This is a genomic window from Streptomyces sp. TBY4, from assembly GCF_024213195.1.
In the GTDB taxonomy this organism is placed as follows: domain Bacteria; phylum Actinomycetota; class Actinomycetes; order Streptomycetales; family Streptomycetaceae; genus Streptomyces.
In genome coordinates this window covers 1-26,669 of record NZ_JANAVF010000030.1, presented here as the reverse complement: position 1 = coordinate 26,669, position 26,669 = coordinate 1, and the positions used below count along the sequence as shown (strand labels likewise).

Here is a 26,669-nt window from a genome sequence, read left to right as displayed (position 1 = left end):
GACCGGAACTGCTGCTGGCTGCTGAGCGTGATGCCTGTCGGGTGGGAGGGCGGGCGGTTTTGTTCGCCAGCGGTATGCCTGCTGTCGGCAGCGTTGAGAGCACGTGCGGCGGAGGCTCGTGGCGGCGCCTGGCGCCAGAGGGACTTCGCAGATCAGACAAGCTGGCAAGGAGTCGGCCTGAGGTCTGGAAGGTTCTTCGGCCGGCTGTTGCGTGTGTCGTTGCTGCCGTTCGAGGTAGGCGGCCCGGCGGCAGGGCGACGAGCAGAGCGGACGTCGCTGCCCGATACGCATGACCATGACCTTTCGGCAGATACGGCAGCGTTCCCGGCGCCACTCGCTGGCGGGGTGGCGCTTGCGGTACCTCTTCTGCCGACAGGCCCTCGAGCAGGTTCGCGGTTTGACTCCGAAGCTTGCCATCGGGCGTATCGGGCCTCCGCATTCCTCGCACTTGATGGTCTCCAGGACCTGCCGCAGTTCGACCGGATCGCGTCCAGCGGCTGCGGCAATGCGGTCCCAGCGCGGACTGCCGCGGTGCGTGGGTGGCTCGGCGAGGTATTTCCGCAGGTAGGCGGGCGGAAGACAGTTCACCTGGGCGAGCCGGGTGATGAACGAGCGAGCTCCTTCGCCGCTCTTCGGACGGACCTGGAACGGCAGCCGGGCGAGGGGGATACCCCCGGCCGGCGGGATCACTGGCCTGCGTCCGGGCGCTTGCGGCGGGAGGCGATGTCCAGGTCGACGGCCAGCAGGCCCGCCTTGTTGATCTTCTCGGTGCGGCTGAGGATGGCGTCGACGGCGGCTCCGCGGATCTGGTGGGAGAGGGTGCCGATCATGCCGCCGGTGCGGGTGTGGATGAAGCGGTCCAGGCGGGTCAGGGTGCCGCGTTTGTGCTCGTGCAGCAGGAGGTTGGCCTCCATCTGTGCGACCAGGGCCTTCCACTCGGTGTTGTAGGGGAAGGGGTGGGTGGCCATCGGGGTGAAGCGTGCGGCGATCTGGTCTCCCCGGGTGCCGGAGAGCAGGTTGCCGGACTCGACGTCGATGCCCGCGTAGGCGAAGGTCGCCGGGATGCGCTCGGAGAAGTACTTCAACGTGTCCGAGGCTTCGGCTCCGTGGCGGGTCGTCAGGGATATGTTGTGGATCTCGTCCACCAGAATCAGGCCGGTCCGGGCCTTGGTGCAGACGCCGACGACGGCTTCGGTGAGGTCGGTGATGTTCGAACTCCGCAGGACCGGCAGGCCCAGGAAGCGGGCGAACTCTGCGGCGATCATGCGGGGTGTCGCGGCTGGCGGGACGGTGATGTAGACGACCGGGATGCGGTCGTCCTGTCCTGGGTGCCGGCGGCGGTCCTTCAACTCGTGGGCCAGGCCGAGCTGGGTGAGAGCGATCGTCTTGCCGGTGTTTGCCGGCCCGGAGACCATCAGGCCGCGGCGAGCGCTGATCGCCCCGCGGTTGAGGATGATCAGGCGGTGCCCGCAGGTGACGGTGGAGCGGACCGTGGAGGTGGCGACCACCTGGAGGCGGGCATGGTGGTCGAGCCGATCGTCGTCGTAGGCGTCCTGGTCCTCGGCCTCCAGTTCGTCGTACTCGGCCTTCGTCAGCACGGCCATGGGCTTGCTCAGGGACGCGCCGGCGAACTCGCGCCAGCCGGGCAGGGTGGTCAGCTGCCGTCCGAAGTCTTCGTTCGGATCGTCGGCGGGCAGCGTGGTCATGAGCGTCCCCAGGGGTCTTCGAGCGGATTGAACAGTCCGAGTGGGATTACCTCGGCGAGATCGTCTTCTTCGGCGGGTGCCTCGACTTCAGGCTGCTGCGGCGGTTCCGGCAGCGGGGAGGGGACGGTGGGCGGTGCGGCCTTCGTCCGGGCGGCGACCCGCCGCTCGGCCTTCACCGCCCTGGCCTTCCTGTCCTTTTTCTTCGTGGCGGGCTGGTTGGGGCCGGCGTGGGCGCGGGTCAGCAGGTCGGCGACGGCCTGGGCGAGTTCCTCCTCGGTGGCCCTGGGCAGCTGGTGGCTGACGTGGTCCCAGGCCAGGTCGCCGAAGGGGACCGGGGCCCGGTTCAAGTACTTCCAGGTCGCCTGGACCCAGCCGCCGTCCCCGCGGTGGTCGCGTACCCAGACTCGGGAGGCGTCGTAGGGGTCGCGGTGGACCTCCCAGAGCCCCCGCTTCGCGGTGACGCCGGAATCACGCAGGCGCATCGGACCCAGCTCGGGGCTGTCGTAGGTACGGTTGTTGATCCGGATGCCGTAGGAGTTGACCGCCCGCCAGGCAGCGGGCAGCAACTCGACGTAGTCCTGACCGCTGAGCGCGACCGGGACGTAACCGCATGCCTCGACCAGGGCGGCGTACTTCTGGTTCGGGGTGAACAGCCGCCCCGGGTGATCCGGGTCGCGCAGGCCCTCATGGGGGCGGTTCTGCCACTTCGCGATGATCCACTCGTCCAGCAGGTCCTGCAGTTCGGGCAGCGACCACAGGTTCTCCTGCTCGGGGTGCCGGCCACGCTGGTCGGTGTTGCGGCCCGTGTGGCCTGGCAGGAACTGGGCGAACATCGTGGCCACCGAACCCAGCATCTTCTCGATGTGCCCCTTCTGGAACGGGGAGCCCTTGTGGGTCGGCTGGAAGTCGATCTCCAGGAACCGGCAGGAGGCCCGGAAGTTGTGGGAGATGAACGCCTTGCCGTGGTCGCAGACGATCATCTCCGGGACGATGACCGGCTTGGCCGCCGCGTGTTCCAGCCGTTCATCCAAGGCCAGCAGTCTGCGGTGCGGCAGCACCGACCGGGACATCTTCAGGGCCTCGACCCAGCCCGGCCGCATCAGCTCGGGGGTGACGGTGCGGGCCAGCAGCACGCTCGCGTCCACCGACTTCGTCGTCGGCCGCAGAACCGCCGCCGACAGCGTCCTGGTCGCGACGTCGATCATCCCGGTGAGCTCGACCTTGCCGACGACCCCGTTGTCGAGGCGGACCATCACGTCCAGCGGGGTGGAGTCGATCTGCATGACCTCGCCCGGGGCCGACACCGTCAGCTCTCCGAACGGGGCCGCCGCCCCGTGCGCTTTCGAGCGGCGTGTAACTGCTGAGCCGGTCGCGTGGGTGCCCTTCGTCAGCTTCGCCAGCAGCCGGTAGAGGGTCCGCCGGGTCGGCAGTTCGACCGGGTCACCGCCCGATTCCCGCAGGATCTCCTCGGTCCGCCAGATCAGGTAGGCCCCGTTGCGGGTCGAGGTGTCGATGCCCTCCTTGATCGCTTTCCGCATCGCCTCGACGACGGCCTCGGGCGCCGAGCCGAACTCGGGACGCTTGCGGACCGGGCGGTGGTCGGCCAGCCCGACCAGCCCCTGTTCCTGGTATCGGCGGCGCCGGTTGCCGATCGTCTTGGCCGCGACATCGTGGCCGGCGACCGCCAGCTCTGTCGCCTTCACCCGCTGCCGCGACGTCACCGATGAACCCGGTCCGTAGCCCGGCCGCGGCTGCGAGCCGGGCTCCGCATCCGGCGCAAGCCCGTGCACAACCTCAAGAATGTGCCCCTCCCACCACAGCGCGTGCTTCACCACCTCGGGCGGGAACGCCTCCAGCAGCCCGACCGCGGGCAGTGGCATCCGCTCGGGCTGGAACAGGACCTCGAAATCCGCCGCCTCGAACAGGTCGATCAGGGCGACCACCCGGTGCGGAGCCTCCGCGTCCTCCACCACCACCGCATGGGCGGTGACCTCGAGAACCCCCCTGACCTGGCCCTCGAACCGGACCCTGTGACCGACCGCCAAAGCCGGCGGCCGCCTCAACCCGCTCATCTGCTTCCCTCCGTCCAGACCAGGCTGTCGGTCTGCATCAAGCCGCCCACCAGGTCAGTTCCCAACGCACCGGACCACAGCAGGTGGAACAGCACCGGCAGAACCCGCAACCGGTCCCCGACCAGACCGGCGCCCTCCCACAACCCCTTCGGCTCCCGAAAGACCTCCAGCAACCGGTCCGCAAGCGCCGCCGGCCGACCACAGCGCGACCGCCGGTAGCGGGCCAGCCAGCGGATATTCGCCATGAACACCGGATCGGGCCGCCCGACCCAGGCGAACTCCCAGCCCGCCGCCCCGCACGCACGCTCGGTCGCGGCGAAGGACTCCCGGGTGTCCTCGTCCATGTCGTCCTCGGCTCGGACATCGACGACGCGGGCCCGCCCATCGGCGAGCCGGACGAAGTAGTCGGGAGCATGCCTGCGCTCTCGGACCCCGTCATCCCAGTGCAGCCAGAACGGCTGCGAGGCGATGGCGGTGACCTGCGGGTCCCGGTCCAGCAGGACCAGTCGGTCCCGCTCCAGCCACGACTCGTACCCGACGTGATCCCGTACGGTCACCGAGTAGTACCAGCCCGCGAAGCCCCGGCCGTACTTGTGCCAGGTGAACTCACGGACCGGCTCCACCGCCTCGAACCGGACATCCCAACTCGCCTGCAACAGCCGACGCCGACGCACACCGTCGACAGAAAAGTCCAGCTCAAAGCCCGTGAGCACAGCCTGATCGACTGCGCGGACAGGTGCCCCCACCACATCCCCCGCCTGACATGTTCCCCATCGGCCCAACTTCGCTGTCACAAACTAGCGTCGGCCCAACTTCGATGACAAACGGCCCACCTTCACTGTCACAGGACACGGTCGACGAGGATGCCCGGCGTAATCGGGAGGTGAGACCGGACACGGATGCGGAACACTGCGCCGGGTGATCGTGATGCAGCCCGTCCTGGAGATGACCCCCACCGAAGGCTTCGACCTCTGGCCTGTCGCCGAGACCGACCGGGTCGGCTTCCTGCCGCTCAACGGTGAACTTCCACCCGCCGAGATCGGGACGGCGCTCATGCGCATCGCCGCCTGCAACGACGTGGACCCCGACGACTTCGACCTGCCCCCTCGGCCGACCGAGCCCATCGACGGCTTCCTCCATGGACTCCTCAACTTCAGCGCCCCTTACGCGGCGGGCGGCCTTCGCATCACGGACCGCTCCACGGGCATCGTCTTCTCGCCCGGATGCTGTGACGGCCTGGAGGACTGGCCCGACTGGCACCAGCTCGTCGACGGCAGCGGCATCATCGGGTACGGCCACGATCCTCAGCCGTCGCTCGCCGAGCGTCTCGGGGACACCGTCCGCCTCACCGTCAACACCGACCTGAAGGACGGTCCGGTCATCGACGTGCCGGTCTCCGAGCTCCCCCGTCTGCTCGCCGGCGTCGAGCGCGACCTGACCGGGTTCCTCGCGGCCGCAACGGGCTGGATCGCCGAGCACCTGCCCGACCACTCCGTTTCCCTGGCCGCGGCCCTTGCCCGCGTTCTCGCTCTGCCCGCGCCGGACGCGCCGCCCGTGCTGATGGGTACGGAACGGACGTGACCGCCGGCATGCGCATGGCCTGGGCACTCGACGGGCCGGGCTGAGCCAACGGCACGGTTGAAGATCAGCACGCCACCGAACAGTCCAATCATCCCGGATTGGCCTTTGCGGACGAAGGGGCCGCCTCCCTACGGTCGAACCCATGCGCATCCGAATCGTCGACGCCTTCACCGACCGCCCCTTCGGCGGCAACCCCGCCGGAGTCCTGCTCCTCGACGGCGGGTTCCCCCCGGACGCCTGGCTCCAGCAGGTCGCCGCCGAGGTCAACCTCTCCGAGACCGCCTTCGCCCACCCGCTCCCGCCCGGCGGTGAGGCGGACTGGGCGCTGCGCTGGTTCACCCCGGCGGCCGAGGTCGGCATGTGCGGCCACGCGACCCTGGCCACCGCCCACGTCCTGGCCACCAGCGGCCTGGCGACGGGGACGGTCCGCTTCTCGGCGCGCTGCGGAATCCTGAAGGTCACCGCCTCCGAGGACGGGACCCTGGTGATGGACTTCCCGACCTCCTCCCTGACCGAGGTCGCGCCGGACCCCGTCGTGGAGCGCGCGATCGGCGCCACGGCCAAGTCGGTCCACGACACCTCCGAGCACATCGGGGACCTCGTGGTGGAGCTGGCGGACGAGCGGACCGTACGGGAGCTCACCCCGGACCTCGCCGCCCTGCGCGGCTACGCCCGGCGCGGGGTCATCGTGACCGCGCCGGCCGAGGACCCCTCCCGCGGCTACGACTTCGTCTCGCGCGGCTTCTTCCCCGCCGTCGGCATCGACGAGGACCCGGTCACCGGCAGCGCGCACACCGCGCTGGCCCCCTTCTGGGCGCAGCGGCTGGGCCGCACGGAGCTCGTCGGCCTCCAGGGCGGAGCCCGCACCGGCCTCGTCCGGGTCCGGCTGCTGGGCGACCGTACGCTGCTCATCGGGCGCGCCGTCACGGTCATCGACGGCGAGCTGCTCACCGCACCGTAGGCCGCCGGGCCGTGCCGCCTACGGCGTGGGCAGCCAGCCCACCTTGCCCGCGAGCAGGGCGTACCCGCCGAAGGCGACGATGTCGAGCAGCGCGTGGGCGACGACCAGCGGACCCACCCGGCCCCAGCGCCGGTAGGCGAGGACGAAGACGACGCCCATCACCACGTTGCCGATGAACCCGCCGATGCCCTGGTAGAGGTGGTACGAGCCGCGCAGCACGGAGCTGGCGATCAGCGCGGCCATCGGCGACCAGCCCAGCTGCCCGAGCCTGCGCAGCAGGTAGGCCAGCACGATGACCTCCTCCACCACGGAGTTCTGCACGGCGGAGAGGATCAGCACGGGGAACTTCCACCACACGTCGGGCAGCGCCTCCGGCACCACCGTGAGGTTGAAGCCGCCCGCCCGTGCCCCCAGGTAGAACGCCAGTCCCGCGCTGCCGATGCAGGCGGCCACGAGCGCGCCCCGGCCCAGGTCCCACCAGGGCCGGGTGCGGTCGAAGCCCAGCACCTTCAGCCCGGGCGCGCCCTCACGGGTCAGCAGGTGCGCGACGAGCAGCACGGGGACGAGCGCGGACGCGATGCCGAACAGCTGCCAGGCCAGGTCCAGCCAGGGCCGGCCGGGGGCGTACGAGCCGTTGAGCGTGGCGGCCTGGTCCTTGAGCCCGCCCGGCTTGGTCAGCGAGCCGATGAAGCTGATCAGCGCCGAGACGCCGCTCGCGCCCAGGGACAGCGCGAGCACGATCAGGGTCTCGGAGCGCAGCATCCTGCGCCCGCTGGGGCCCTCGCCGAGCTCGAGCTCCCCGACCGCCGGTTCCGGCTCCGTCCGCACGCCCGCCTCCCGTCCCGCCACCACTGCGACATCCCGCGGGGCGTCCCGCCCCGATGTCCCCATACTGCCCCCTCCACGGGGCGAGCGGATCATCGGGCGGAACCGGCCGGAACGTCGCGGGACCGGGCGCGCCCCGGAATCAGTCCGCGGCGCCACCACCCCCCAGACCCACCGGCCAGGTGTGCACGGGATCACCGCGGTGGCTCAGCTCGCTGTAGCGGCGCGTGGTCGCGGCCAGCGCCGCGTCCCGCTCCAGCCCGCCCGCGAGCGCCCGGTGGTACGTGTCCACCTGCCAGGTCGCTCCGTTCACCCGGCGCCGGCACCGCTCCTCGATGATGCCGAGGTAGTGGTCCCGGTCGGCGGGCTCGATGCCCCACGCGTCCAGCCCGGCGGCCGCCATCGGCAGCAGCTCCTCCAGCACCAGCCGCACCGCGGGCACGCTCGCCAGGCCTCCGCCCCGCCCGCGGCGCGGCCAGCGCACCCGGGCGTCGATGCCGTAGCGGCAGGCCGCGTCGAAGTTGGCCTCCGCCTCCGCGAAGGGCAGCCGGCTCCACACCGGGCGCTGCTCGTCCGCGAGGGTGCGTACGAGCCCGTAGTAGAAGGCCGCGTTGGCGACGACGTCGGCCACCGTCGGACCGGCGGGGAGCACCCTGTTCTCCACGCGCAGGTGCGGCACCCCGTCGGCGACCCCGTAGACGGGCCGGTTCCAGCGGTAGACGGTGCCGTTGTGCAGCACGAGTTCCTGCAGGCTCGGCACCCCGCCCTCGGCGAGCACCCGGAGCGGCTCCTCCTCGTCGCAGATCGGCAGCAGGGCCGGGAAGTAGCGGACGTTCTCGGCGAAGAGCTCGTACGCCGAGTCCACCCACCGCTCGCCGAACCAGGTGCGCGGGCGCACCCCCTGCGCCTGGAGCTCGGGCGGCCGGGTGTCGGTGGCCTGCTGGAAGAGCGGCGGCCGCGACTCCCGCCACAGCTCCCGCCCGAACAGGAAGGGCGAGTTGGCGCCGACGGCTATCTGCACGGCCGCCACCGCCTGGGCCGCGTTCCACACGTCCGCGAACCGCCCCGGAGTCACCTGCAGGTGCAGTTGTACGGAGGTGCAGGCGGCCTCCGGCACGATCGACCCGGAGGTCCAGGTCAGCCGCTCCACCCCGTCGATGTCGAGCACGAAGTCCTCGCCCCGCATCATCAGGATCTGCTCGTTGAGCAGCGAGTAGCGGTCCACCGCCGAGAGGTTGGCGGTGACCAGGTCGGTGCGGGAGATCGTCGGCAGAATGCCGATCATGACCACACCGGCATCGACCTCCAGAGCCTGCCGGTGGGCATAGCCCAGGCCCGCGCTGAGTTCCTCGGCGAGCTGGTCGAATACCCGGCCGCCGAGCCGGTGCGGGAGGACGTTCACCTCCAGGTTGAACATTCCCAGTTCGGTCTGGAAATCATTGCTCGCAATGCGCTCGAGGACCTGCGCATTCACCATTCTCGGCAACCCGTCGGCACCCGCGAGATTCAGCTCGATCTCCAGCCCCATCATGTTCTTGGGGCGATCGAACCTCTTCTCCTCCAGAAGTCGCTCCAGTACCTCCAGGCACTCGTGCAGCTTCCTCCGGTACCGTTGCCGATCGGACAGGTCGAATCCGCCCGCCACGACCTTCTCCCCCATCGGAGCGTCCCTCCTCGACTGGGCCCGGCCGTGCGTGGAACGGATCCACCGACCCGGGCGCGCGTTAGGTTCGATGATGCCCCGGCGGCGTGATCGATAACGCAGAGGGGGCGTGACTGGCGGGGAGCGCGCGCCGGTTTGGCCGACGGGCGCTTTGGCACATTCACCTGGCAAGCCCTCTTTCGCAAATACAGTGTAGACTTTGCCGGTTATCGATAACCGATGCTTTTCAGCCGAGCCGCCATCCGGTAACCTCCGAGGTCAGCGCGGAACTTTTGCGCGCACCCGGCACGAATGCCACGTCAGCGGGACCGGTAAGCGCCTTGTCGGCAATAGGCGGGACAGCTAGCCGAAACACTGCGTGAACACATGTCGGATAAACTCCGCAAGCGAGGCAGAGAGTTGGCGCGCGGCCATTGCCCCTCAGCCCCCCTCTGACCCCAGAATGCGACAGCGCTGTCCGCACCCCGCACCCGCCCCGTTCCACAGGTCTCCCAAGCGAGAGGCGACCCACCATGCCGCTGCACGTCCCTCCGGCTCCCGCGCCCGCCCTGCGCAGCGTCCTCGCGGCCCTCGGTTCCCCCACCGCCGTCCACGAGGCGCACACCCCGGCCCTGCGCTCCCTCCAGGGGCCGATGACCGCCGAACTGCCGCTGCCCGTCCACGTCCTGGACCGGCTGCACATCTCCGGCCTGACCGCGGGAGGCAGGCCGCCGCGCACCCGGCTGACCGGCTGGCGGTTCCTGATCCGCAGCGGGGACCGCTACGTCGCCGCGGCCGACACCCGGCTGACCCCGGACGGCTGGGCCTTCTCCCACTTCTTCGAGGGCCCCTACGTCTCCGCCACCGAACGCGCCCTGCGCCAGGCCGAGTCGCTCGGCAAGAACTACCAGCCGCGCCTGCTGTCCGTACCGGAGCTGTACATGCTGACCCTGTGGCTGCACGGATCGGTGGGAGCCGACGCCTCCGCCGGACTGCCGGCCGCCGCGGACCTCCTGGTCCCGCTGGCGCCGGCCCCGCCCGGCATCGCCGCCTACCGTCCGCACCCCGTGTCCGAGCTGCTGCCCGTACTGACCCACCGGCTCACACCGACGGCTCCCCCGGCACCGCCCTCCGTGGCCGCACCGGCCGCCTGACCGGTCCCTCGACCGGGCCCCTGACCGGTTCTGCCCATTCGGCCTAGCCCACTCGGGCCACGTGTGAACCATCCGAAATGACAGGGGAGTTGAGCTGAACCGCCCGCACGGGTGATGCGTCATCAATCTGTGAGGACAGCTGCCGGGAAATCCCTGCGGACACGGTGCCGTAGGGCAAGACTGGGGACTCTGACCGAGCCAAGTCGTTGATACGGGGGGCGGCCATGAACGACGCGCACAACGCACCGAGCCGCAGCACACAGACCACACCGCAGCGAAAGAACGCATCCATGTGCCAGCACAAGCCAGCATGCCCGTCCGCCGACTCCGCCGACCGGGAGGCCGCACACCCCGTGGCCGTTCACCCGGAACAGGGCTGGAGCCTGCTGTGCAACGGCGTCCTGCTCTTCGAGGACACCGGTGAGCTGCTGCCGGACGGCCAGATCATCGCCCCGCACCGCCCGCTCGCGGCGACGCAGGTGATGAAGGCGGCCTAGCCGACGACGCGAACGAAAGGGGCCGGTCCGGGAGAGAACTCCCGGACCGGCCCCTTCGTCAGGTCACTTCATCCGTTGCCGTCAGTTGTCGTACTCGTCCAGCGGCGGGCAGGAGCACACCAGGTTCCGGTCGCCGAAGGCACCGTCGATGCGGCGCACCGGCGGCCAGTACTTCTCCGCGGCCGACACCCCGCCCGGGAAGACGGCCTCGTCGCGGGTGTACGGGTGGTTCCACTCGCCGCCCAGCGCCGCCGCCGTGTGCGGGGAGTTGGCCAGCGGGTTGTCGTCCACCGGCCACTCGCCGCCCGCGACCCGCTCGATCTCGGCGCGGATGGCGATCATCGCGTCGCAGAAGCGGTCGATCTCGGCGAGGTCCTCGGACTCCGTCGGCTCGATCATGAGCGTGCCGGCGACCGGGAAGGACATGGTCGGCGCGTGGAACCCGTAGTCGATCAGGCGCTTGGCGATGTCGTCGATGCTCACGCCCGTCGCCTTCGAGAGCGGACGCATGTCGATGATGCACTCGTGCGCGACCAGGTTGCCCGGGCCGGTGTAGAGCACCGGGTAGTGCGGCTCCAGGCGCTTGGCGATGTAGTTGGCGCCGAGCACCGCCACCTGGGTGGCGCGCTTGAGGCCCTCGCCGCCCATCAGGCGCACGTACGACCAGGAGATCGGCAGGATGCCCGCCGAGCCCCACGGAGCGGCCGAGATCGGGCCGACGCCCGTCTCCGGACCGGCGGTCGGCTGGAGCGGGTGGTTGGGCAGGTACGGGGCCAGGTGCGCCCGGACACCGACCGGGCCGACGCCCGGACCGCCACCGCCGTGCGGGATGCAGAAGGTCTTGTGCAGGTTCAGGTGCGAGACGTCGCCGCCGAAGTGACCCGGCTTGGCCAGGCCCACCAGGGCGTTGAGGTTGGCGCCGTCCACGTAGACCTGGCCACCGGCGTCGTGCACCTTGGCGCAGATGTCGGCGACGTGCTCCTCGAACACACCGTGCGTGGAGGGGTACGTGATCATCAGCACGGCGAGCTCGTCGCGGTACTGCTCGATCTTGGCGCGCAGGTCGTCCGCGTCCACCTCGCCGTCGTCGGCGGTCTTGACCACGACCACCTTCATGCCGGCCATCACGGCGCTCGCGGCGTTGGTGCCGTGCGCGGAGGACGGAATGAGGCAGACGGTGCGCTGCTCGTCGCCGTTCGCCCGGTGGTAGGCGCGGACGGCCAGCAGGCCGGCGAGCTCACCCTGGGAGCCGGCGTTCGGCTGAATGGAGACCTTGTCGTAGCCGGTGACCTCGCAGAGACGTTCCTCCAGCTCGGTGATGAGCGTGAGGTACCCCTCGGCCTGCTCGACCGGGGCGAAGGGGTGCAACTGGCCGAATTCGGGCCAGGTGACCGACTCCATCTCGGTGGTCGCGTTGAGCTTCATGGTGCAGGAGCCCAGCGGGATCATGCCGCGGTCCAGCGCGTAGTCCTTGTCCGAGAGCCTGCGCAGGTAGCGCAGCATCGCGGTCTCGGAACGGTGCTGGTGGAAGACCGGGTGCGTCAGGTACGCGTCCGAGCGCAGCAGGCCCTCGGGAAGCGCGTCGGCCGTGGCCGCGTCCAGCGCCTCGATGTCGGCGGTGACGCCGAAGGCGGCCCACACCGCCTCGACGTCGGCGCGCAGGGTGGTCTCGTCACAGGCGATGGAGACGAGGTCGGCGTCGACCTGGAAGAGGTTCACGCCACCCTCGCGGGCAGCGGCCACGACCTCGGCGGCCCGGCCCGGAACCCGGACGGTGAGGGTATCGAAGTACGAGCCGTGCACGACCTCGACCCCGCCGGCCGTCAGGCCCGCGGCCAGCAGGGCGGCGTAGCGGTGGGTCCGGCGGGCGATCGTCCGCAGGCCGTCCGGGCCGTGGTAGACCGCGTACATGCCGGCCATGACGGCGAGCAGCACCTGCGCGGTGCAGATGTTGCTGGTGGCCTTCTCGCGGCGGATGTGCTGCTCACGGGTCTGCAGCGCCAGGCGGTAGGCCTTGTTGCCGTCCGCGTCCACGGAGACGCCGACGAGGCGGCCGGGCAGCGAGCGGGCGTGCTTGGCCTGGACGGCCATGTAGCCGGCGTGCGGTCCGCCGAAGCCCATCGGGACGCCGAAGCGCTGGGTGGTGCCGACCGCGATGTCCGCGCCCAGCTCGCCCGGGGAGGTCAGGAGCGTCAGGGCGAGCAGGTCCGCGGAGACGGCGACGATCGCGCCGAGCCCGTGCGCCTGCTCGATGACCGGCTTGATCTCCCGGACGGCACCGGAAGCACCCGGGTACTGCAGGAGCACGCCGTAGACGCCGCGCTCGGCGATCTCGGCCGGAATTCCCTCGCTCAGATCGGCGACGACGACCTCGATGCCGATCGGCTCGGCACGGGTCTCGATCACCGCGATGGTCTGCGGCAGCGCGTCGGCGTCGACGAGGAAGACGTTGCCCTTGGCCTTGCCCACGCGGCGGGCCAGGGTCATGGCCTCGGCGGCCGCCGTGCCCTCGTCGAGCAGGGAGGCGCCGGAGGTCGGCAGGCCGGTCAGCTCGGCGACGACGGTCTGGAAGTTCAGCAGGGCTTCGAGGCGGCCCTGGGAGATCTCCGGCTGGTACGGCGTGTACGCCGTGTACCAGGCCGGGTTCTCCATGACGTTGCGCAGGATCACCGGCGGCGTGAAGGTGCCGTAGTAACCCAGTCCGATCATCGAGGACAGGACCTGATTGCGGTCGGCGAGCTCACGCAGCTCGGCGAGCACCTCGGCCTCGGTCCGCGCCTCGGGCAGGTTCAGCGCGGCGGTGGTCTTGATCACATCCGGCACCGCGGCAGCGGTGAGCTCGTCCAGCGAGCCGTAGCCCACGTGGGCGAGCATCTTCGCCTGCGCCTCGGCGTCCGGGCCGATGTGGCGCTGCTCGAAGGGGATGCCTCGCTCCAGCTGGGAGAGCGGAATGTGGTTGGCGGTCATGTACGGAGGCCTCCTGGTCGTACGACCTGCGAGGGGCACCACGGCGCGGGCACCCGGACGGCCTCCCCCTCTGTCATCACAACCTGAGAGCTTCACCGAACCGCGCGGGGATCGCCCACGAGGTCCGGCTTTCACCGTCGGTGAGGAGAGGGACCGGCACTGCGCGCCCGGTACCCGCACCTGCTTTCCAGAGTGGCCTCACCACGTGCGGTACGTATGCCTGAGAGATTCCGGGGAGGATTTGCTCCTTCGGCGCCTCCGTCGAACTCACTCGGAGGACTCTCCCGCACAGGGTCAACAGCCGTAACCCAGCCTACCAGCGAGGATCTGGCCCCCTCCCTCGAGTGGCCCCCTCTCCAAAAATGCACTTCTGTAGTCATTACGGAGGAGTTGCGACCAAATGGAGGGACCGGACCGTGCAGACCGACATCGATCCCCGCAGCCTGATCGGCCGCAAGGCGTTCGACCGCAACGGCACCAAGATCGGCACCGTCGACGAGGTCTACCTCGACGACGCCACCGGCATCCCGGAATGGGCCGCCGTACGCACCGGCCTCTTCAGCCGGGACGCCTTCGTCCCCCTGGAGCCCAGCGAGATGGTGGGCGACACCCTGCGCGTGCCCTTCGAACGCTCCCTCATCAGGGACGCCCCCGACTTCGGCGTGGGCCGCCACCTCTCCCCCGAACAGGAACTCCAGCTCTACCACCACTACGGCCTGGACCTGACCCTCCCCACAGACTTCCACCACGACTTCGGCCACAAAACCCAGGACACCCCCTAACCCCCCGCCACTACCGCCGCCGCCCCACACACACGACACGACCAGGACTGCCGCAGCCTCCAACACCCGCACCCCGAAGCTGCCACCTGCCTCAGGCCCGGCCCGAGGCACGGGCCCGGCTGACGACTGACGGCTGACGGCTGACGGCTGACGGCTGACGGCTGACGGCTGACGGCTGACGGCTGACGGCTGACGGCTGACGGCTGCGCCAAGGACGGGCCGGTCAGAACCCCCACCTCACCCACCAGCACCCCTACGCCCGAACACCCACGAGCAGCCACCTGACAGCACACGGCTCAGGACGGTCCCCAAGACCCTCAGACCTCCTGCCGGCAACACGGCCAGAGGCGATGGCGCACGGAGCCCTCAGCCCCTCGGTCGGAACACGACCAGCAGGCACCGCCGACGCCACGCCCTGGCCAGGGCAGGGCCGTGGCCACCCGGCGCCCTCCCCCAGGCACTGCCGCCCTGCCCCTACTGCCGGGCGCAGCCGGGTTCGGTGCCCGAGTGCCAGCGTTCAGGTGGGGTCGCTGCTGCCGCCTGCCCGCTTCCTGCGGGCCCTGCCCGTCTCGCCTATCGGTGCCGGTGGTGCCTGCCCAGGCAGTGGCTCCCGCCCGTGCCGGTCTCAGGCGCCTGCCGCGGGTGTCCGGAGGGGCGCGGGGTGTGCGCTGCCGCCGACGGGTGCCTACGGCCCCTGCCCGGCAGTGGCTCCTGGTCGTGCCGATCTCAGGCGCCTGCCGCGGGTGCCCGGAGCCCCGGGCCACCATCAAGACCCGGCCCCGGCAACCCGCGCAGCGAACACCTCACCAGGCACAGCCGGCACCGCACGGCACCTCCAGCCTCAGGCCCGTTCGGAAGCCGCCGGGTCCCCGACCAACGGCATCGGATCGGACGGCTCCAGCTCCGGGTCGTCGACCATGAACGTCCGCACCCGCCCCGGCTCGGATCCGGGCTGCTCGAACCGTACGGTCACCCGCCCGACCCCACTGCCCTGCACCCACCCCGGCCCGTACACCGCATGCCGCACATCACTCCCGGCCGACCACCGCCGCCCAACCACCTCGTCACCACCCCCAAGCCCCTGCCCAACCACCACCCCCGGCCCCAAACCCAAACCCTGGCCCTGGCCCTGCCCCGGCCCCTGGCCCTGGCCCGAACCCAACCCCGGGCCCGGGCCCTGGCCCTGGCCCTGGCCCTGGCCCTGGCCCGAACCCAACCCCTGGCCCTGCCCCGGACCCTGGCCCGAACCCAAACCCTGGCCCTGCCCCGGGCCCGAACCCGACCCCTGGCCCTGCCCCGGACCCTGGCCCGAACCCAAACCCTGGCCCTGCCCCGGGCCCGAACCCGACCCCTGGTCCTGACCCGAACCCTGGCTCTGGTCCTGACCCGAACCCTGGCCCTGGTCCTGACCCGGACCCGAACCCGACCCCTGGTCCTGCCCCGAACCCTGGCCCTGGTCCTGACCCGAACCCTGGCCCTGGCCCTGGCCCTGGCCCTGGCCCTGGCCCTGGCCCTGCTGGGCATCCTGACCCCGTCCGGCACCCTCAGGTCCACCATCCAGCCCTGGCCCAGCAGCCTCACTCAGCCCTTGCCCAGCCCCGCGCCCCGGCCCGGCGGCTCCGCCCGGCTTCCGCCCAGCCTCCTGGCCGGCAGCAGCCACACTCAGCCCTTGCCCAGCCCCCTGATCCCGCCCAGCGGCCTTACCCAGCACCTGGCCATGTCCCCGGCCTTGCCGGGCGGCCTCCGCTGGCCCCGAGCTCTCCCCCGTCCCAGCCCAACCACCCTGCCCCTGCCCCTGCCCCTGCCCGGCAACAGCCTCACTCAGCCCTTCACCCGCCCCCAGACCCTCCCCAACAGCCTCACTCACCACCCGGCCACGCTTCGAGCCCCGCTGGACGGCCTCCGCCGGCCCAGCGCTCGCCCCCACCTCAGATCCACGCAACCCCTGCCCAGCAGCCCCGCTCAGCCCTTCACCCGCCCCCTGGCCCGGCCAGACAGTCTTCCCCGGTCCGCGGCCCTCCCCCTCCCCGGATCCGTCACCCACCCCCAGCTCAGCGGCCTCACCCTGTCCGGGCGGCCCAGCGCTCTGCCCAGCACCCTCACGCTGTCCTTGCGCAGCACCCTGGCCCTGCCCGGCGCCCTGCCCCTGCCCGACGCCCTGGCCCTGCCCAGCACCCTGCACGCGCCCAGCGCCCTCACTCAGCCCCTGGCCGGACTCCCCGCCCTCCGGGGCGCCCGAGCCCCGCCCGGCACGCTCGTCCTGCCCGGACCCAGGTCCCTGCCCAGCACCCCCACCGAACGGCGCAGCCCCACCATCACGATCCACACCCGTGCCCGAGGTCCCACCCGTGCCGGGGCCCCCATCCGGGCCCAGATCCCCACCCGCCCCAGCCCGCGCAGCCATCGCGTCGGCGAAGGCGAACAGATCCTCCTGCGTGTAGTCCGCAAGCCCCGTCACCCCCACCCCCAGCAGCCGCACCCCACCCGTGGTGTCCACCGCCTCCAGCAGCCGCGCCGCCGCCTCCCGCACCACCACCGGGTCGTCCGTGGGCCCCCGCAGGGTCTCCGACCGCGTCAGCGTGGAGAAGTCGTACCGCCGAACCTTGAGCACGATGGTCCGCCCCGAGTGCCCCGACCCCCGCAGCCGCTCCACGCACCGGTCCGCGAGCCGCTGCACCTCGGTGCGGATCCGCACCCGGTCGTGCAGGTCCATGTCGAAGGTGTCCTCCACGGAGACGGACTTCGCGTCGCGCTCCGCGACGACCGGCCGCTCGTCCACGCCCAGTGCCATCCGGTACAGCCCGACCCCGTGCGAGCGCCCCACGATCCGGACCAGCTCGTCCTCGCCGGCCGCCGCCAGCTCCCCCACCGTGGTGATCCCGGCCCGCCGCAGGTGCTCCCCCGTGGCCGGCCCCACCCCGGGCAGGGTCCGTACGGACATCGGCGCGAGGTGCGCCCGCTCCGTGCCGACCTCGATCAGGAGCAGCCCGGCGGGCTTGGCCTCCTCGGAGGCGACCTTCGCGAGCATCTTGGACCCCGCGAGCCCCACCGACCCGCTCAGCCCCGTCACGGCGGTGATGTCGGCCCTCAGCCGCTCACCGACGGCCCGCGCCGTCTTCGCGTCGAAGGCGACCCCGCCTGCCTCCAGGTCCACGAAGGCCTCGTCCAGGCTCAGCGGCTCCACGAGGGGGGACAGCTCCCGGAGCATCCCCATGACGGTGTCGCTGACCTCGCGGTACAGGCTGAAGCGCGGAACCAGGCACGCGCCGTTCGGGCAGAGCCGCCGCGCCTGGGCCATCGGCATGGCCGAGTGCACCCCGAAGCGCCTGGCCTCGTACGAGGCGGTGGCGACGACCCCGCGCGGCCCGAGCCCGCCGACGATGACGGCCTTGCCGCGCAGGCTCGGCTTCGACGCCTGCTCCACGGAGGCGTAGAAGGCGTCCATGTCCAGGTGCAGGATGGTCGGCGCGGCTCTCACAGCTCCGATGCTGCCCTACACCACTGACAATCGGCCCGAACGCAAACACGAACACGGCCGCGAACAGGGCCACGGCCACGAAGGCCGACCCCACCCCCCGGGCGGGGCGAACCTCAGACGGCCCTGTTCCGCCGCGCGGCCAGCTCATCGGCCGGGTTGTGCCCGACCACGGTCTCGCCCGTGTCCACGCGCTCCCCGTGCAGCTGCGACAGGGCGTTCTCGACGTCGCGCCAGACCACGCCCACGGCGATCCCGAAGATGCCCTGGCCCCCCTGGAGCAGGCTGACGACCTGGTCCGGAGAGGTGCACTCGTACACGGTGGCGCCGTCGCTCATCAGCGTCATCCGCTCCAGGTCGGAGAAGCCCCGGTCGCGCAGGTGCTGCACGGCGGTGCGGATGTTCTGCAGCGCCACCCCGGTGTCCAGGAAGCGCTTCACGATCTTGAGGACAACCACGTCCCGGAAGCTGTACAGGCGCTGCGTCCCCGACCCGTAGGCCGGCCGCACCGTGGGCTCCACCAGCCCGGTGCGCGCCCAGTAGTCGAGCTGCCGGTAGGTGATGCCGGCCGCGGCGCACGCCGTCGGCCCCCGGTATCCGACCTGCTCGGGTGCGGACGACTCGCCGCCCTGGGGCCCCACCGGCCCCACCGAACCGACCGGCGGGTGCTCCGGCTGACGGCGCGCGGAGTTCACCGCACCACCGTGCAGCGGGTACGGCCCACCGTCACTCCGTGCGGGGATGCCCCCGGTCATACCGTCGCCCGTGACTCTCACGCCGACCCTCCGTCCTTGACCTGCCATCTTGAAGGTAGGCAGTCACCAGGGGTGCGTCAACGATCGCCACACTCGGCACGCCGAGTGATAATCACCCTGAGAGTGGTTTCCCGTACCCCATTGCGGGGAAAGGCTACTCGAATGGGCTGAAATATCCGGGAGGACGGCGCGACCCGCGCCTCACTGCGGGCCGGTGCCGAAGTCCTCCGGCGAGATCTGGTCGAGGAACTCGCGGAACTTCTCCACCTCGTCCTCCTGCTCGTCCGGGATCGCGATGCCGGCGTCGTCGAGCACGCCGTCGCTGCCGAAGATCGGCGTCCCGGTCCGCAGGGCGAGCGCTATGGCGTCGGAAGGCCGCGCGCTCACCTCGACTCCGCTGGCGAAGACGAGCTCCGCGTAGAAAACGCCCTCCCGCAGATCCGTGATCCGGACCTCGGTGAGCTCCTCACCGATCGCCTCCAGCACGTCCTTGAACAGGTCGTGCGTCAGCGGCCGGGCAGGGGCCATGCCCTGCTGCGCGAAGGCAATGGCGGTCGCCTCCCCTGGTCCGATCCAGATGGGGAGGTACCGATCGCCTCCCACTTCACGCAGGAGCACGATCGGTTGGTTCGAGGGCATTTCCACCCGGACACCCACAACGTCGAGCTCGTTCACACAGCAACCCTAGGACCTGCCCGGCAGGTTTGGGTAGTCGGGCTCCCCCAAGCCTGCCCCGGAGCCCCTCAGAACTCGGCCGAAGTCGGCCCGAAAACCCCTCGGGATCAACGCAGCCGCACCCCGAGAGCAGTCTGTACGAGGGCCTCGTGCAGCCGTACGGAGAGCCCCGCGAGCTCCTTCATGGTGGCCTCCGCATGGGCCCTGGTCTGCGGATTGCGGTGCCGGCGCAGCGGCGAGACGACCTGCTCCACCAGACCGGCCTCCCGGTCGGCCGCGGCCTTCATCGCCCGCAGGTGGCGCGGCTCCAGACCGAATCGGCCGAGATCGGCCACCAGACGGGCCACGGTGACGGCCTCGGCGTCGAAACCACCGCCGGGCGCCTCCGTGATGAGCCCGTACGACTCCCACTCCACGAGCTGGACCTCGTCCACCTCCGCGGCGGCGATCAGCTCGGCCCGGCCCACCCGGGCCACGGTCGGCCGCTCCCGGCCCACCTCGCCGTAGAGGGCGACGGGGCTCGCGGGGTCGACGGACTCCCCGTGCGCCGTGGGCGCCGGGATGCGGATCTGCTCACCCCGTGCGAGCGCGTCGAGCTGCTCGCGGATGACCTTCAACGGGAGGTAGTGGTCGCGCTGGAGCCGCAGGACGTGGGCGAGCCGCTCCACGTCGTCGGTGCTGAACTTGCGATATCCGGAAGGTGTGCGCCGGGGCTCGACGAGCCCTTCGGCCTCCAGGAAACGGATCTTCGAGATCGTGACTTCGGGGAACTCGTCACGCAGCATCGTGAGCACCGTGCCGATGCTCACCAGCCGCACGCCGGAGGAGGCGGCGGTGGCGGTGCCGCTCTTGGCGGCACCGCCTGCCGGGATACGCAGCATGGGACCTTCCCTTGAAGGGTCAGTGCCCCCGCAGGCTCGCGTAGAAGACCAGCCGGTACTTGCCGATCTGCACCTCGTCGCCGTTGTGCAGGGCGACGGAGTCGATCGGTTCACGGTTCACGTACGTGCCGTTGAGGCTGCCGACATCGGCGACGGTGAAACCGTCGTGGCTCCTGCGGAACTCGACATGGCGCCGGGAGACAGTGACGTCGTCCAGGAAGATGTCGCTCTGCGGGTGCCGGCCGGCCGTCGTCAGCTCGCCGTCCAGGAGGAAGCGGCTGCCGGAGTTCGGGCCGCGCCGCACGATCAGCAGAGCGGAGCCCGGCGGCAGCGCTTCCACCGCGGCCTGGGCCTCGGGGGACAGCGAGGACGACACGTGCGTCTGTCCCGACACCTCGGCCTCGTAGGCCTCCAGGCCCGAGATCGAGATGGTGGACGTGGTCTCCGAGGCACGCTCCGGCGTCAGACCCGCCCGCAGCGGCGCCCCGCAGTTGGAGCAGAACCGGCTCGCCGCATCGCTGCGGTGCCCGCACCTGCTGCAAATCTGCTCGGCCGACATGGACGGCTCCTCGCGCCGCGGCTGCCCCGCGGAGGCATTGGTGGCATACGGGTCGGGGGCAAACCCTCCACCCGTACTTGAGGTTGATGGTTCACCGAAACCTATGCGTCCGGTACCGGCAGGGTCAACAGCCGACGCGCCGTGCGCGCCCGAAATGTCACCCGCCCCGGCGACCTCGTCGCGGAAGAGCGGCCGGTCGCCCTGCCCTTCCACGTCCCCGTGCCCCGCACGGTGCCTGGCGGCACCGCTCTCCTCGCGGTTCTTCTTGCCGAACAACTTCTCAAACAACTTCACGGGCGATTCCCCTTGACCGAAACAGACCCGCCCGTGGGGCAGGACGAACTCCGAATGCAACACCTGCCGACCCGGACATACTTACAACGTCCGTAACCATCAGACAGTTTCCACCACGCACCGCGACTTCGGTGCCTCGACCCCCCGCAGGCATTCGCCCGCGTGAGCCGGTCTCCCGCACCTCCCGCATCACGACGATGACGACCGAGCGTAGTCAGGCTGCTTCGCAGCCCGCAAGGCATCCACAACGATCTTCGCCGGACGTGTGACGCTCACGACGGCCTGCTCCTTCTCCAGCGACTGGACGACGCCACCGGGAATGTTGAGCGCCGGCTCCAGGTCCTGCGGCTTGCCGATCACCTTGAACTCGTAGGGCTGTGTGATCTTCTTACCGTCGATCGCGACCCCGTCCTCCTCGTCCGAGAAGTACGAGTCCGCCACGATCCGCACGCCGTTGATCTGGATCGCCTCCGCCCCGGCCGCCCGCAGCTCCTGGAGGGTGTCCAGCAGCTTGTCCGAAGACACCTGGCCCTTCGGGTCCGTGATCTTCAGCACGATCCCCGGCCCCTGCGCGGCCACCGTACCGGCCAGGATCCCGAGTTGGCGCTCCTTCTCCACGGTCTGCTTCCGGGCCTCCTCGGCCTGGTTGGAGCTGTTCTCCAGCTCCCTGCGCTGGTCGTCGAGCTTCTGCTTCTCGTCCTCCAGGCGCTTGGTCCGCCCGTCCAGCTCGTCGAGGATCCGTACGAGGTCCTCCTGGCGGGCGCCGCGCAGCGCGCTGGAGTCGCTGTTCGACCGTACCTGGATCGCCAGGCCGAGCCCCAGGACGAAGAGCAGCACCGCAACGATCAGTTGGGCACGGCTCACCCTCGGCGGCCACAACCCGGCCGCCAGCCGCTGCCGGCCGGTCTGCTCGGCTCCGCTCTGCTGAGGCCCGCTCTGCTGGGGCCCGGCCTGCTGAGGTCCGGTCGCCTCACCGGCCCCGGACTCCGGCCCGTGGCCCACGGGCCCGGCCGGCGGCTCCAGCGGGGGCTGCGCCTTCGGCCGCTGTGCCGCGGACCCGGGCTCCTCGGGCGGGGTGTCGTTCGTACTCATCGGCCTCACGCCCGGAACACGTGCCGGCGGATGGCCGCCGCGTTGGAGAAGATGCGGATGCCGAGAACGACGACCACACCCGTGGACAGCTGCGAGCCGACCCCCAGCTTGTCGCCGAGGAAGACGATCAGCGCCGCCACGACCACGTTCGACAGGAACGACACCACGAAGACCTTGTCCACGAAGATGCCGTCCAGCATCGCGCGCAGGCCCCCGAACACCGCGTCCAGCGCCGCGACCACGGCGATCGGCAGATAAGGCTCCACCACGGCCGGCACTTCGGGCCGGACGAGAAGTCCGACCACCACTCCGACCACGAGGCCCAGTACCGCGATCACGATGCACCCTTCTGCTGCTCTACTGCTGTAGCCGTACGTACCGTCAGGCTCGACGCGGCCGGAAGACGCATTTCGGCCTCGGACGACAAGGAGTAGCGGATGCCGTAGTTCTCCTGCAGCACGTGCAGGTACTGGCCGTCCACGGAGTCCTGGAAGGTGGTCCCGAGGCGCTTCTTGTCGCCGATCGCCAGTACTTCGTACGGCGGCACCAGCGGCCTGTTGTCGACCAGTATCGCGTCACCCGCGGCCCGGATCGCCGAGAGCGACGTCAGCCGCTGCCCGTTGATGGAGATCGCTTCCGCCCCCGACTGCCACAGCCCGTTGACGATCTTCTGCATGTCGCGGTCGCGGAGCCGTCCGGTGTCCGAGAATCCGGCGCTCTCGCGCGGCGCGGAGCCGTCCCCGGTGGTCGAGCCCTTCGCGTCGTCCACCGTCAGCTTGATCCCGGGCCCGTGCACCTCCGTGGCCCCGGACAGCAGCGCCAGGAGCTGGCCCTGCTCGCCGCCGTACTGCTTGAGCGCCTCGCGCTGCCGGGCGGCGACGGTGTCCCGCAACCGCTCGATGTCCCGCTCCAGACCGTCCGCGTGCGCGTCGGCCCGCTCGACCCGGTCGATGAGTTCGTGACGCTCCTTGGCCAGCACCGGCGCGGTCGCCCGCGCCTGCGCGGCACCCAGGGTGACGACCATGGCGGCGAGCACGAGCCCGGCGGCGAGACCCAGTTTGGCCTTGAGGGTCCGCGGCAGGCCGGACGTGCCCTCGGCTGCGCGCCGGGCCGAAGCCTCCGCGTAGCCCTCGTCGAGGGAGTGGTCCATCACGTGCGTCAGCAGCGACATGGAGGCGTCCGGCCGCGCCGGAGGTGCCGAACTGCGGTGGTGGGACGGCTGCGACATGCCGCACATCGTCGCATGTCGGCGCCGCTCCCACCGAATGCGGACGTCCGGCGGACCGGCCGGGGCCCACGCCCCGCCCGCTCCACCGGACGTCCGGCCCCCGCCGCTCCGTTCCGGGCTACGTCTCCCGGCTAAGCCCTCCCCCGAGGGCGGCTCAGTGCCCGGCGCCGTCCACCACCGCGGCCCAGTCGTCCAGCAAAGCCTGCGCGGACACGTCGTCGGGTCCTTCGGCCCACAGGTGGGTGACAGCCTCCGCCGGATCCGGCAGCACCAGGGCCCACCGCCCGTCGGCCTCCACCACCCGCACCCCGTCGGTGGTGTCCACCTGCCGGTCCCCGGCCGCCTCCACGACCCGCCGCATGACGAGCCCCTTCACCGCCCACGGGGTCGGCACGTCCCGCTTGAGCACGTGCGCCCGCGGGATCCGGGCATCGATCTGGCTCAGCGTGAGCTGCGTCCGCGCCACCAGCCCGATCAACTGCACGAAGGCCGCCGAGCCGTCGAAGACGCTGCTGAACTCGGGGACGATGAATCCGCCCCGCCCGTCACCGCCGAAGATGGTGTTCTCCGCCCGGCCCACCCGGGTCAGATCGTCGGGCGAGGTCGTCGTCCACTCCACCTGCGTCCCGTGGTACGCCGCCACCTGCTCGGCGATCCGGGTCGTGGTCACCGGCAGCGCCACCTTGCCGCTGCGCTTCTCCGCGGCCACCAGATCGAGCAGCACGAGCAGCGCCCGGTCGTCCTCGATGATCCGGCCGCGCTCGTCCACGAGGGAGATCCGCTCGCCCACCGGGTCGAAGCGCACTCCGAAGGCCGCCCGCGAGGAGGCCACGATCTCCCCGAGCCGCACCAGCCCCGCCCGGCGGGTTTCGGCGGTCTCGGTGGGCCGGGACTCGTCGAGTCCCGGGTTGACCGTGAGGGCGTCCACCCCGAGCCGGCCCAGCAGGCTGGGCAGCACCAGACCGGCGCTGCCGTTGGAGGCGTCCACGACCACCTTGAGTCCGGAGTCCGCGATCCCGGTGGTGTCCACGCGCCGCAGCAGCGAACCGGTGTAGGCGTCGAAAACGCTTCCCGGGAACTGCAGGTCACCGATCTCCCCGGGGAACGCGCGCCGGTACTCCTGGCGCGCGTAGACCCGGTCGAGCTTGCGCTGCTGCTGGAGGGAGAGGTCCGCCCCCCGCTCGTCGAGGAACATGATGTCGACCGAGTCGGGCACTCCCGGCGAGGTCCGCAGCACGATGCCGCCGGCGCTGCCGCGCGCGGTCTGCTGCCGCGCCACGGGCAGCGGTACGTTCTCCAGGTCCCGGACGTTGATGGCGCTGGCCTGGAGCGCCGAGATCACGGCCCGCTTGAGCGCTCGCGCGCCCCGGGAGTGGTCGCGGGCCGTGGTGACCGTGGCCCCCTTCTTCAGGGTCGTGGCGTAGGCACCGGCCAGCCGGACCACCAGCTCCGGGGTGATCTCCACGTTCAGGATCCCGGTGACCCCGCGCGCCCCGAACAGATGTGCCTGACCCCGGGACTCCCAGATGACGGAGGTGTTGACGAAGGCGCCCGCCTCGATCGTCTTGAAGGGGTAGACCCGCACGTTCCCCTGGATGATCGATTCCTCGCCGACGAGGCACTCGTCGCCGATGACGGCCCCGTCCTCGATCCGGGCGGCCCGCATGATGTCCGTGTTCTTGCCGATGACACAGCCTCGGAGGTTGCTGTGCGGCCCGATGTACACGTTGTCGTGCACGACTGCCTTGTGCAGGAACGCACCGCTCTTCACGACGACGTTCGATCCGACGACGGTGTGCTCGCGGATCTCCGCCCCGGCCTCGACCTTGGCGTAGTCCCCGATGTACAGCGGTCCGCGCAGCACCGCGTCCGGGCTGACCTCGGCCCCTTCGGCGATCCACACGCCGGGGGAGATCTCGAAGCCGTCCATGTCGACCTGGACCTTGCCCTCGAGCACGTCGGCCTGGGCCTTGACGTAGCTCTCGTGGGTGCCGACGTCCTCCCAGTAGCCCTCGGCGACGTAGCCGTAGATGGGCTGGCCTTCCTTCATCAGCTGGGGGAAGACGTCTCCGGACCAGTCCACCGAGACGTCCGCGTCCACGTAGTCGAAGATCTCCGGCTCCATGACGTAGATGCCGGTGTTGATGGTGTCCGAGAACACCTGGCCCCACGTCGGCTTCTCAAGGAAACGCTCGACCTTCCCTTCCTCGTCCACGATCGTGATGCCGAATTCCAGCGGGTTCGGCACCCGGGTGAGGCACACCGTGACGAGTCCGCCCTTCTCCTTGTGGAAACGGATCAGGTCGGTGAGGTCGAAGTCGGTGAGCGCGTCGCCGGAGATGACGAGGAACGTGTCGTCCTTCAGAGCCTCCTCGGCGTTCTTCACGCTGCCGGCGGTGCCGAGTGGCTTCTCCTCGTTGGCATAGGTGAGCTCCATCCCGAGCTCTTCGCCGTCACCGAAATAGTTCCTCACGAGTGAGGCCAGGAACTGCACGGTGACCACGGTCTCGCTGAGCCCATGCCGCTTGAGCAGCCTGAGCACGTGCTCCATGATCGGCCGGTTCGCCACCGGCAGGAGCGGCTTGGGCATGCTTGAGGTCATGGGGCGAAGCCGAGTGCCTTCGCCACCAGCCATCACGACGGCCTTCATGTCGGAAGAGTCCTCCTTGAGAGACGGCGTCTAGCCGACCTCACCCGTCCCGGACGGTGACTGGACCACTCCCCCGCGTCAGTCAGGCGCCGAGCGAGCTCAATCGGCCGTGGCGTCCGCCTTGACGAGCCGGCGGACTTGCACCACGTAAAGGACTCCTGCCCACCAATAGAGCGTTGTACCCCATCCTGCGAACGCCCATCCGAAAACTGACCCCATCCAGGCCAACCAACCCGACCAGGTACTCACCAGGAGGAAGGGGAACGCGTACATCAGGTTGAAGGTCGCGGCCTTCCCGAGGAAGTTCACCTGGGGCGGCGGATAGCCGTGCCGGCGCAGGATCCAGACCATGACCAGCAGCATCAGCTCGCGCGCGAGCAGCGCCCCGGTGAGCCAGAGCGGCAGAATCTCGCGGTACGTGAGTCCGAACAGGGTGGACAGGATGTAGAGCCGGTCCGCGGCGGGATCCAGCAGCCGGCCGAGGCTGCTGATCTGATTCCAGCGCCGTGCCAGCTTCCCGTCGAGGTAGTCGCTGATCCCGCTGAGCATGAGGACGGCAAGAGCCCAGCCATCGTGCTCGGCCAGGATCAGCCACAGGAACAGGGGTACGCCTGCGAGGCGCGCCATGCTCAGGATGTTCGGAATGGTGAAAATTCGGTCAGTCTGAACCCGAGTCTCCTGGACCTCCACCCGGGGGCCTCCACTGTGACTGTAGAAATGTCGAACGATGCACCCTGACCCTACAGGAGCGGGTGCACCGCCCCGTAAACGCAGAAAAGCCCCGCACCGAACCCTGAACGGGTTGGTGCGGGGCTTTCCCACAATGATTGTTCGGCGGCGTCCTACTCTCCCACAGGGTCCCCCCTGCAGTAC

General features: G+C 70.6%; 21 protein-coding genes and 1 riboswitch. Of the genes, 5 read left to right on the top strand and 16 right to left on the bottom strand.

Annotated elements, in window-relative coordinates:
- Positions 1-686: 686 nt before the first annotated feature.
- From NLX94_RS37915 to NLX94_RS37905, 3 genes are read right to left on the bottom strand one after another with little or no spacing between them, the layout of a single operon-like run.
- Complete coding sequence (locus NLX94_RS37915) at positions 687-1,706, bottom strand: TniB family NTP-binding protein (protein ID WP_254387845.1); 1,020 nt, start codon at positions 1,704-1,706, stop codon at positions 687-689.
- Positions 1,703-3,778, bottom strand: a complete 2,076-nt coding sequence (locus NLX94_RS37910) for a Mu transposase C-terminal domain-containing protein (RefSeq protein ID WP_254387844.1) — start codon at positions 3,776-3,778, stop codon at positions 1,703-1,705. Before NLX94_RS37910 ends, NLX94_RS37915 begins: the two co-directional genes overlap by 4 nt.
- Positions 3,775-4,437, bottom strand: a complete 663-nt coding sequence (locus NLX94_RS37905; RefSeq protein WP_254387854.1) for a TnsA-like heteromeric transposase endonuclease subunit — start codon at positions 4,435-4,437, stop codon at positions 3,775-3,777. The genes NLX94_RS37910 and NLX94_RS37905 overlap by 4 nt, the downstream gene beginning before the upstream one ends.
- A 268-nt stretch (positions 4,438-4,705) precedes the next feature.
- Here NLX94_RS37905 and NLX94_RS37900 point away from each other — a divergent pair, with 268 nt between their 5' ends.
- Together NLX94_RS37900 and NLX94_RS37895 are read left to right on the top strand one after the other, a co-directional pair.
- A complete protein-coding gene (locus NLX94_RS37900; protein WP_254387853.1) occupies positions 4,706-5,359 on the top strand; it encodes a hypothetical protein in 654 nt (217 codons plus the stop codon).
- Between the two features lie 142 nt (positions 5,360-5,501).
- Positions 5,502-6,320, top strand: coding sequence for a PhzF family phenazine biosynthesis protein (locus NLX94_RS37895; RefSeq protein ID WP_254387843.1), 819 nt, complete (start codon positions 5,502-5,504; stop codon positions 6,318-6,320).
- 18 nt (positions 6,321-6,338) lie between these two features.
- Here NLX94_RS37895 and NLX94_RS37890 read toward each other — a convergent pair whose 3' ends face one another.
- Together NLX94_RS37890 and NLX94_RS37885 are read right to left on the bottom strand one after the other, a co-directional pair.
- Positions 6,339-7,082: a CPBP family intramembrane glutamic endopeptidase gene (locus NLX94_RS37890; RefSeq protein ID WP_254387852.1), complete on the bottom strand. Its 744-nt coding sequence runs from the start codon at positions 7,080-7,082 to the stop codon at positions 6,339-6,341.
- A gap of 205 nt (positions 7,083-7,287) precedes the next feature.
- Positions 7,288-8,805, bottom strand: a complete 1,518-nt coding sequence (locus tag NLX94_RS37885; RefSeq protein ID WP_254387842.1) for a glutamate-cysteine ligase family protein — start codon at positions 8,803-8,805, stop codon at positions 7,288-7,290.
- 515 nt (positions 8,806-9,320) lie between these two features.
- Between NLX94_RS37885 and NLX94_RS37880 the strand changes: the two genes are divergently transcribed.
- Positions 9,321-9,941, top strand: a complete 621-nt coding sequence (locus tag NLX94_RS37880; RefSeq protein WP_254387841.1) for a hypothetical protein — start codon at positions 9,321-9,323, stop codon at positions 9,939-9,941.
- A 290-nt stretch (positions 9,942-10,231) separates the two neighbouring features.
- Complete coding sequence (locus NLX94_RS37875; RefSeq protein WP_112451479.1) at positions 10,232-10,438, top strand: DUF5999 family protein; 207 nt, start codon at positions 10,232-10,234, stop codon at positions 10,436-10,438.
- An 81-nt stretch (positions 10,439-10,519) separates the two neighbouring features.
- Here NLX94_RS37875 and gcvP read toward each other — a convergent pair whose 3' ends face one another.
- On the bottom strand, positions 10,520-13,405 hold the full coding sequence (gene gcvP, locus NLX94_RS37870) for an aminomethyl-transferring glycine dehydrogenase (protein WP_254387839.1): 2,886 nt from the start codon (positions 13,403-13,405) through the stop codon (positions 10,520-10,522).
- Between the two features lie 198 nt (positions 13,406-13,603).
- Positions 13,604-13,702, bottom strand: a riboswitch (glycine riboswitch).
- A 119-nt stretch (positions 13,703-13,821) separates the two neighbouring features.
- Here gcvP and NLX94_RS37865 point away from each other — a divergent pair.
- Positions 13,822-14,187 carry a PRC-barrel domain-containing protein gene (locus tag NLX94_RS37865; RefSeq protein ID WP_254387838.1) on the top strand — a complete coding sequence of 122 codons (366 nt, stop codon included), beginning with the start codon at positions 13,822-13,824 and terminating at the stop codon, positions 14,185-14,187.
- Between the two features lie 841 nt (positions 14,188-15,028).
- Here the strand turns inward: NLX94_RS37865 and NLX94_RS39535 are convergent.
- From NLX94_RS39535 to NLX94_RS37815, 10 genes are all read right to left on the bottom strand, one after another.
- On the bottom strand, positions 15,029-17,665 hold the full coding sequence (locus tag NLX94_RS39535) for a DNA polymerase IV (protein ID WP_254387837.1): 2,637 nt from the start codon (positions 17,663-17,665) through the stop codon (positions 15,029-15,031).
- Between the two features lie 113 nt (positions 17,666-17,778).
- Positions 17,779-18,438 carry a MerR family transcriptional regulator gene (locus NLX94_RS37855; protein WP_254387836.1) on the bottom strand — a complete coding sequence of 220 codons (660 nt, stop codon included), beginning with the start codon at positions 18,436-18,438 and terminating at the stop codon, positions 17,779-17,781.
- Positions 18,439-18,618: 180 nt separating this feature from the next.
- Positions 18,619-19,092, bottom strand: coding sequence for a bifunctional nuclease family protein (locus NLX94_RS37850; protein WP_250745191.1), 474 nt, complete (start codon positions 19,090-19,092; stop codon positions 18,619-18,621).
- Between the two features lie 107 nt (positions 19,093-19,199).
- On the bottom strand, positions 19,200-19,973 hold the full coding sequence (locus NLX94_RS37845) for a MerR family transcriptional regulator (protein WP_254387835.1): 774 nt from the start codon (positions 19,971-19,973) through the stop codon (positions 19,200-19,202).
- Between the two features lie 19 nt (positions 19,974-19,992).
- Positions 19,993-20,532, bottom strand: coding sequence for an FHA domain-containing protein (locus NLX94_RS39215; protein ID WP_302171634.1), 540 nt, complete (start codon positions 20,530-20,532; stop codon positions 19,993-19,995).
- 483 nt (positions 20,533-21,015) lie between these two features.
- A complete protein-coding gene (locus tag NLX94_RS37835; protein WP_254387834.1) occupies positions 21,016-21,918 on the bottom strand; it encodes a DUF881 domain-containing protein in 903 nt (300 codons plus the stop codon).
- Between the two features lie 5 nt (positions 21,919-21,923).
- Positions 21,924-22,256 (bottom strand): small basic family protein, encoded by a 333-nt coding sequence (locus NLX94_RS37830; RefSeq protein WP_112452698.1) that lies wholly within the window; start codon positions 22,254-22,256, stop codon positions 21,924-21,926.
- Positions 22,253-23,155, bottom strand: a complete 903-nt coding sequence (locus tag NLX94_RS37825) for a DUF881 domain-containing protein (RefSeq protein WP_254387832.1) — start codon at positions 23,153-23,155, stop codon at positions 22,253-22,255. The genes NLX94_RS37830 and NLX94_RS37825 overlap by 4 nt, the downstream gene beginning before the upstream one ends.
- A 145-nt stretch (positions 23,156-23,300) precedes the next feature.
- Positions 23,301-25,796: a mannose-1-phosphate guanyltransferase gene (locus NLX94_RS37820; RefSeq protein ID WP_254387831.1), complete on the bottom strand. Its 2,496-nt coding sequence runs from the start codon at positions 25,794-25,796 to the stop codon at positions 23,301-23,303.
- Between the two features lie 99 nt (positions 25,797-25,895).
- Positions 25,896-26,486 (bottom strand): CDP-alcohol phosphatidyltransferase family protein, encoded by a 591-nt coding sequence (locus NLX94_RS37815; RefSeq protein ID WP_250745186.1) that lies wholly within the window; start codon positions 26,484-26,486, stop codon positions 25,896-25,898.
- Between the last annotated feature and the right edge of the window lie 183 nt (positions 26,487-26,669).

Excerpts from the sequence above, each read along its gene's own strand:
- NLX94_RS37915 (WP_254387845.1), bottom strand. The coding sequence starts at position 1,706 with ATGACCACGCTGCCCGCCGACGATCCGAACGAAGACTTCGGACGGCAG.
- NLX94_RS37910 (WP_254387844.1), bottom strand. The coding sequence starts at position 3,778 with ATGAGCGGGTTGAGGCGGCCGCCGGCTTTGGCGGTCGGTCACAGGGTC.
- NLX94_RS37900 (WP_254387853.1), top strand. The coding sequence starts at position 4,706 with ATGCAGCCCGTCCTGGAGATGACCCCCACCGAAGGCTTCGACCTCTGG.
- NLX94_RS37895 (WP_254387843.1), top strand. The coding sequence starts at position 5,502 with ATGCGCATCCGAATCGTCGACGCCTTCACCGACCGCCCCTTCGGCGGC.
- NLX94_RS37890 (WP_254387852.1), bottom strand. The coding sequence starts at position 7,082 with ATGCTGCGCTCCGAGACCCTGATCGTGCTCGCGCTGTCCCTGGGCGCG.
- NLX94_RS37885 (WP_254387842.1), bottom strand. The coding sequence starts at position 8,805 with ATGGGGGAGAAGGTCGTGGCGGGCGGATTCGACCTGTCCGATCGGCAA.
- NLX94_RS37880 (WP_254387841.1), top strand. The coding sequence starts at position 9,321 with ATGCCGCTGCACGTCCCTCCGGCTCCCGCGCCCGCCCTGCGCAGCGTC.
- NLX94_RS37875 (WP_112451479.1), top strand. The coding sequence starts at position 10,232 with ATGTGCCAGCACAAGCCAGCATGCCCGTCCGCCGACTCCGCCGACCGG.
- gcvP (WP_254387839.1), bottom strand. The coding sequence starts at position 13,405 with ATGACCGCCAACCACATTCCGCTCTCCCAGCTGGAGCGAGGCATCCCC.
- NLX94_RS37845 (WP_254387835.1), bottom strand. The coding sequence starts at position 19,973 with ATGCTGCGTATCCCGGCAGGCGGTGCCGCCAAGAGCGGCACCGCCACC.
- NLX94_RS39215 (WP_302171634.1), bottom strand. The coding sequence starts at position 20,532 with ATGTCGGCCGAGCAGATTTGCAGCAGGTGCGGGCACCGCAGCGATGCG.
- NLX94_RS37835 (WP_254387834.1), bottom strand. The coding sequence starts at position 21,918 with ATGAGTACGAACGACACCCCGCCCGAGGAGCCCGGGTCCGCGGCACAG.
- NLX94_RS37825 (WP_254387832.1), bottom strand. The coding sequence starts at position 23,155 with ATGTGCGGCATGTCGCAGCCGTCCCACCACCGCAGTTCGGCACCTCCG.
- NLX94_RS37820 (WP_254387831.1), bottom strand. The coding sequence starts at position 25,796 with ATGAAGGCCGTCGTGATGGCTGGTGGCGAAGGCACTCGGCTTCGCCCC.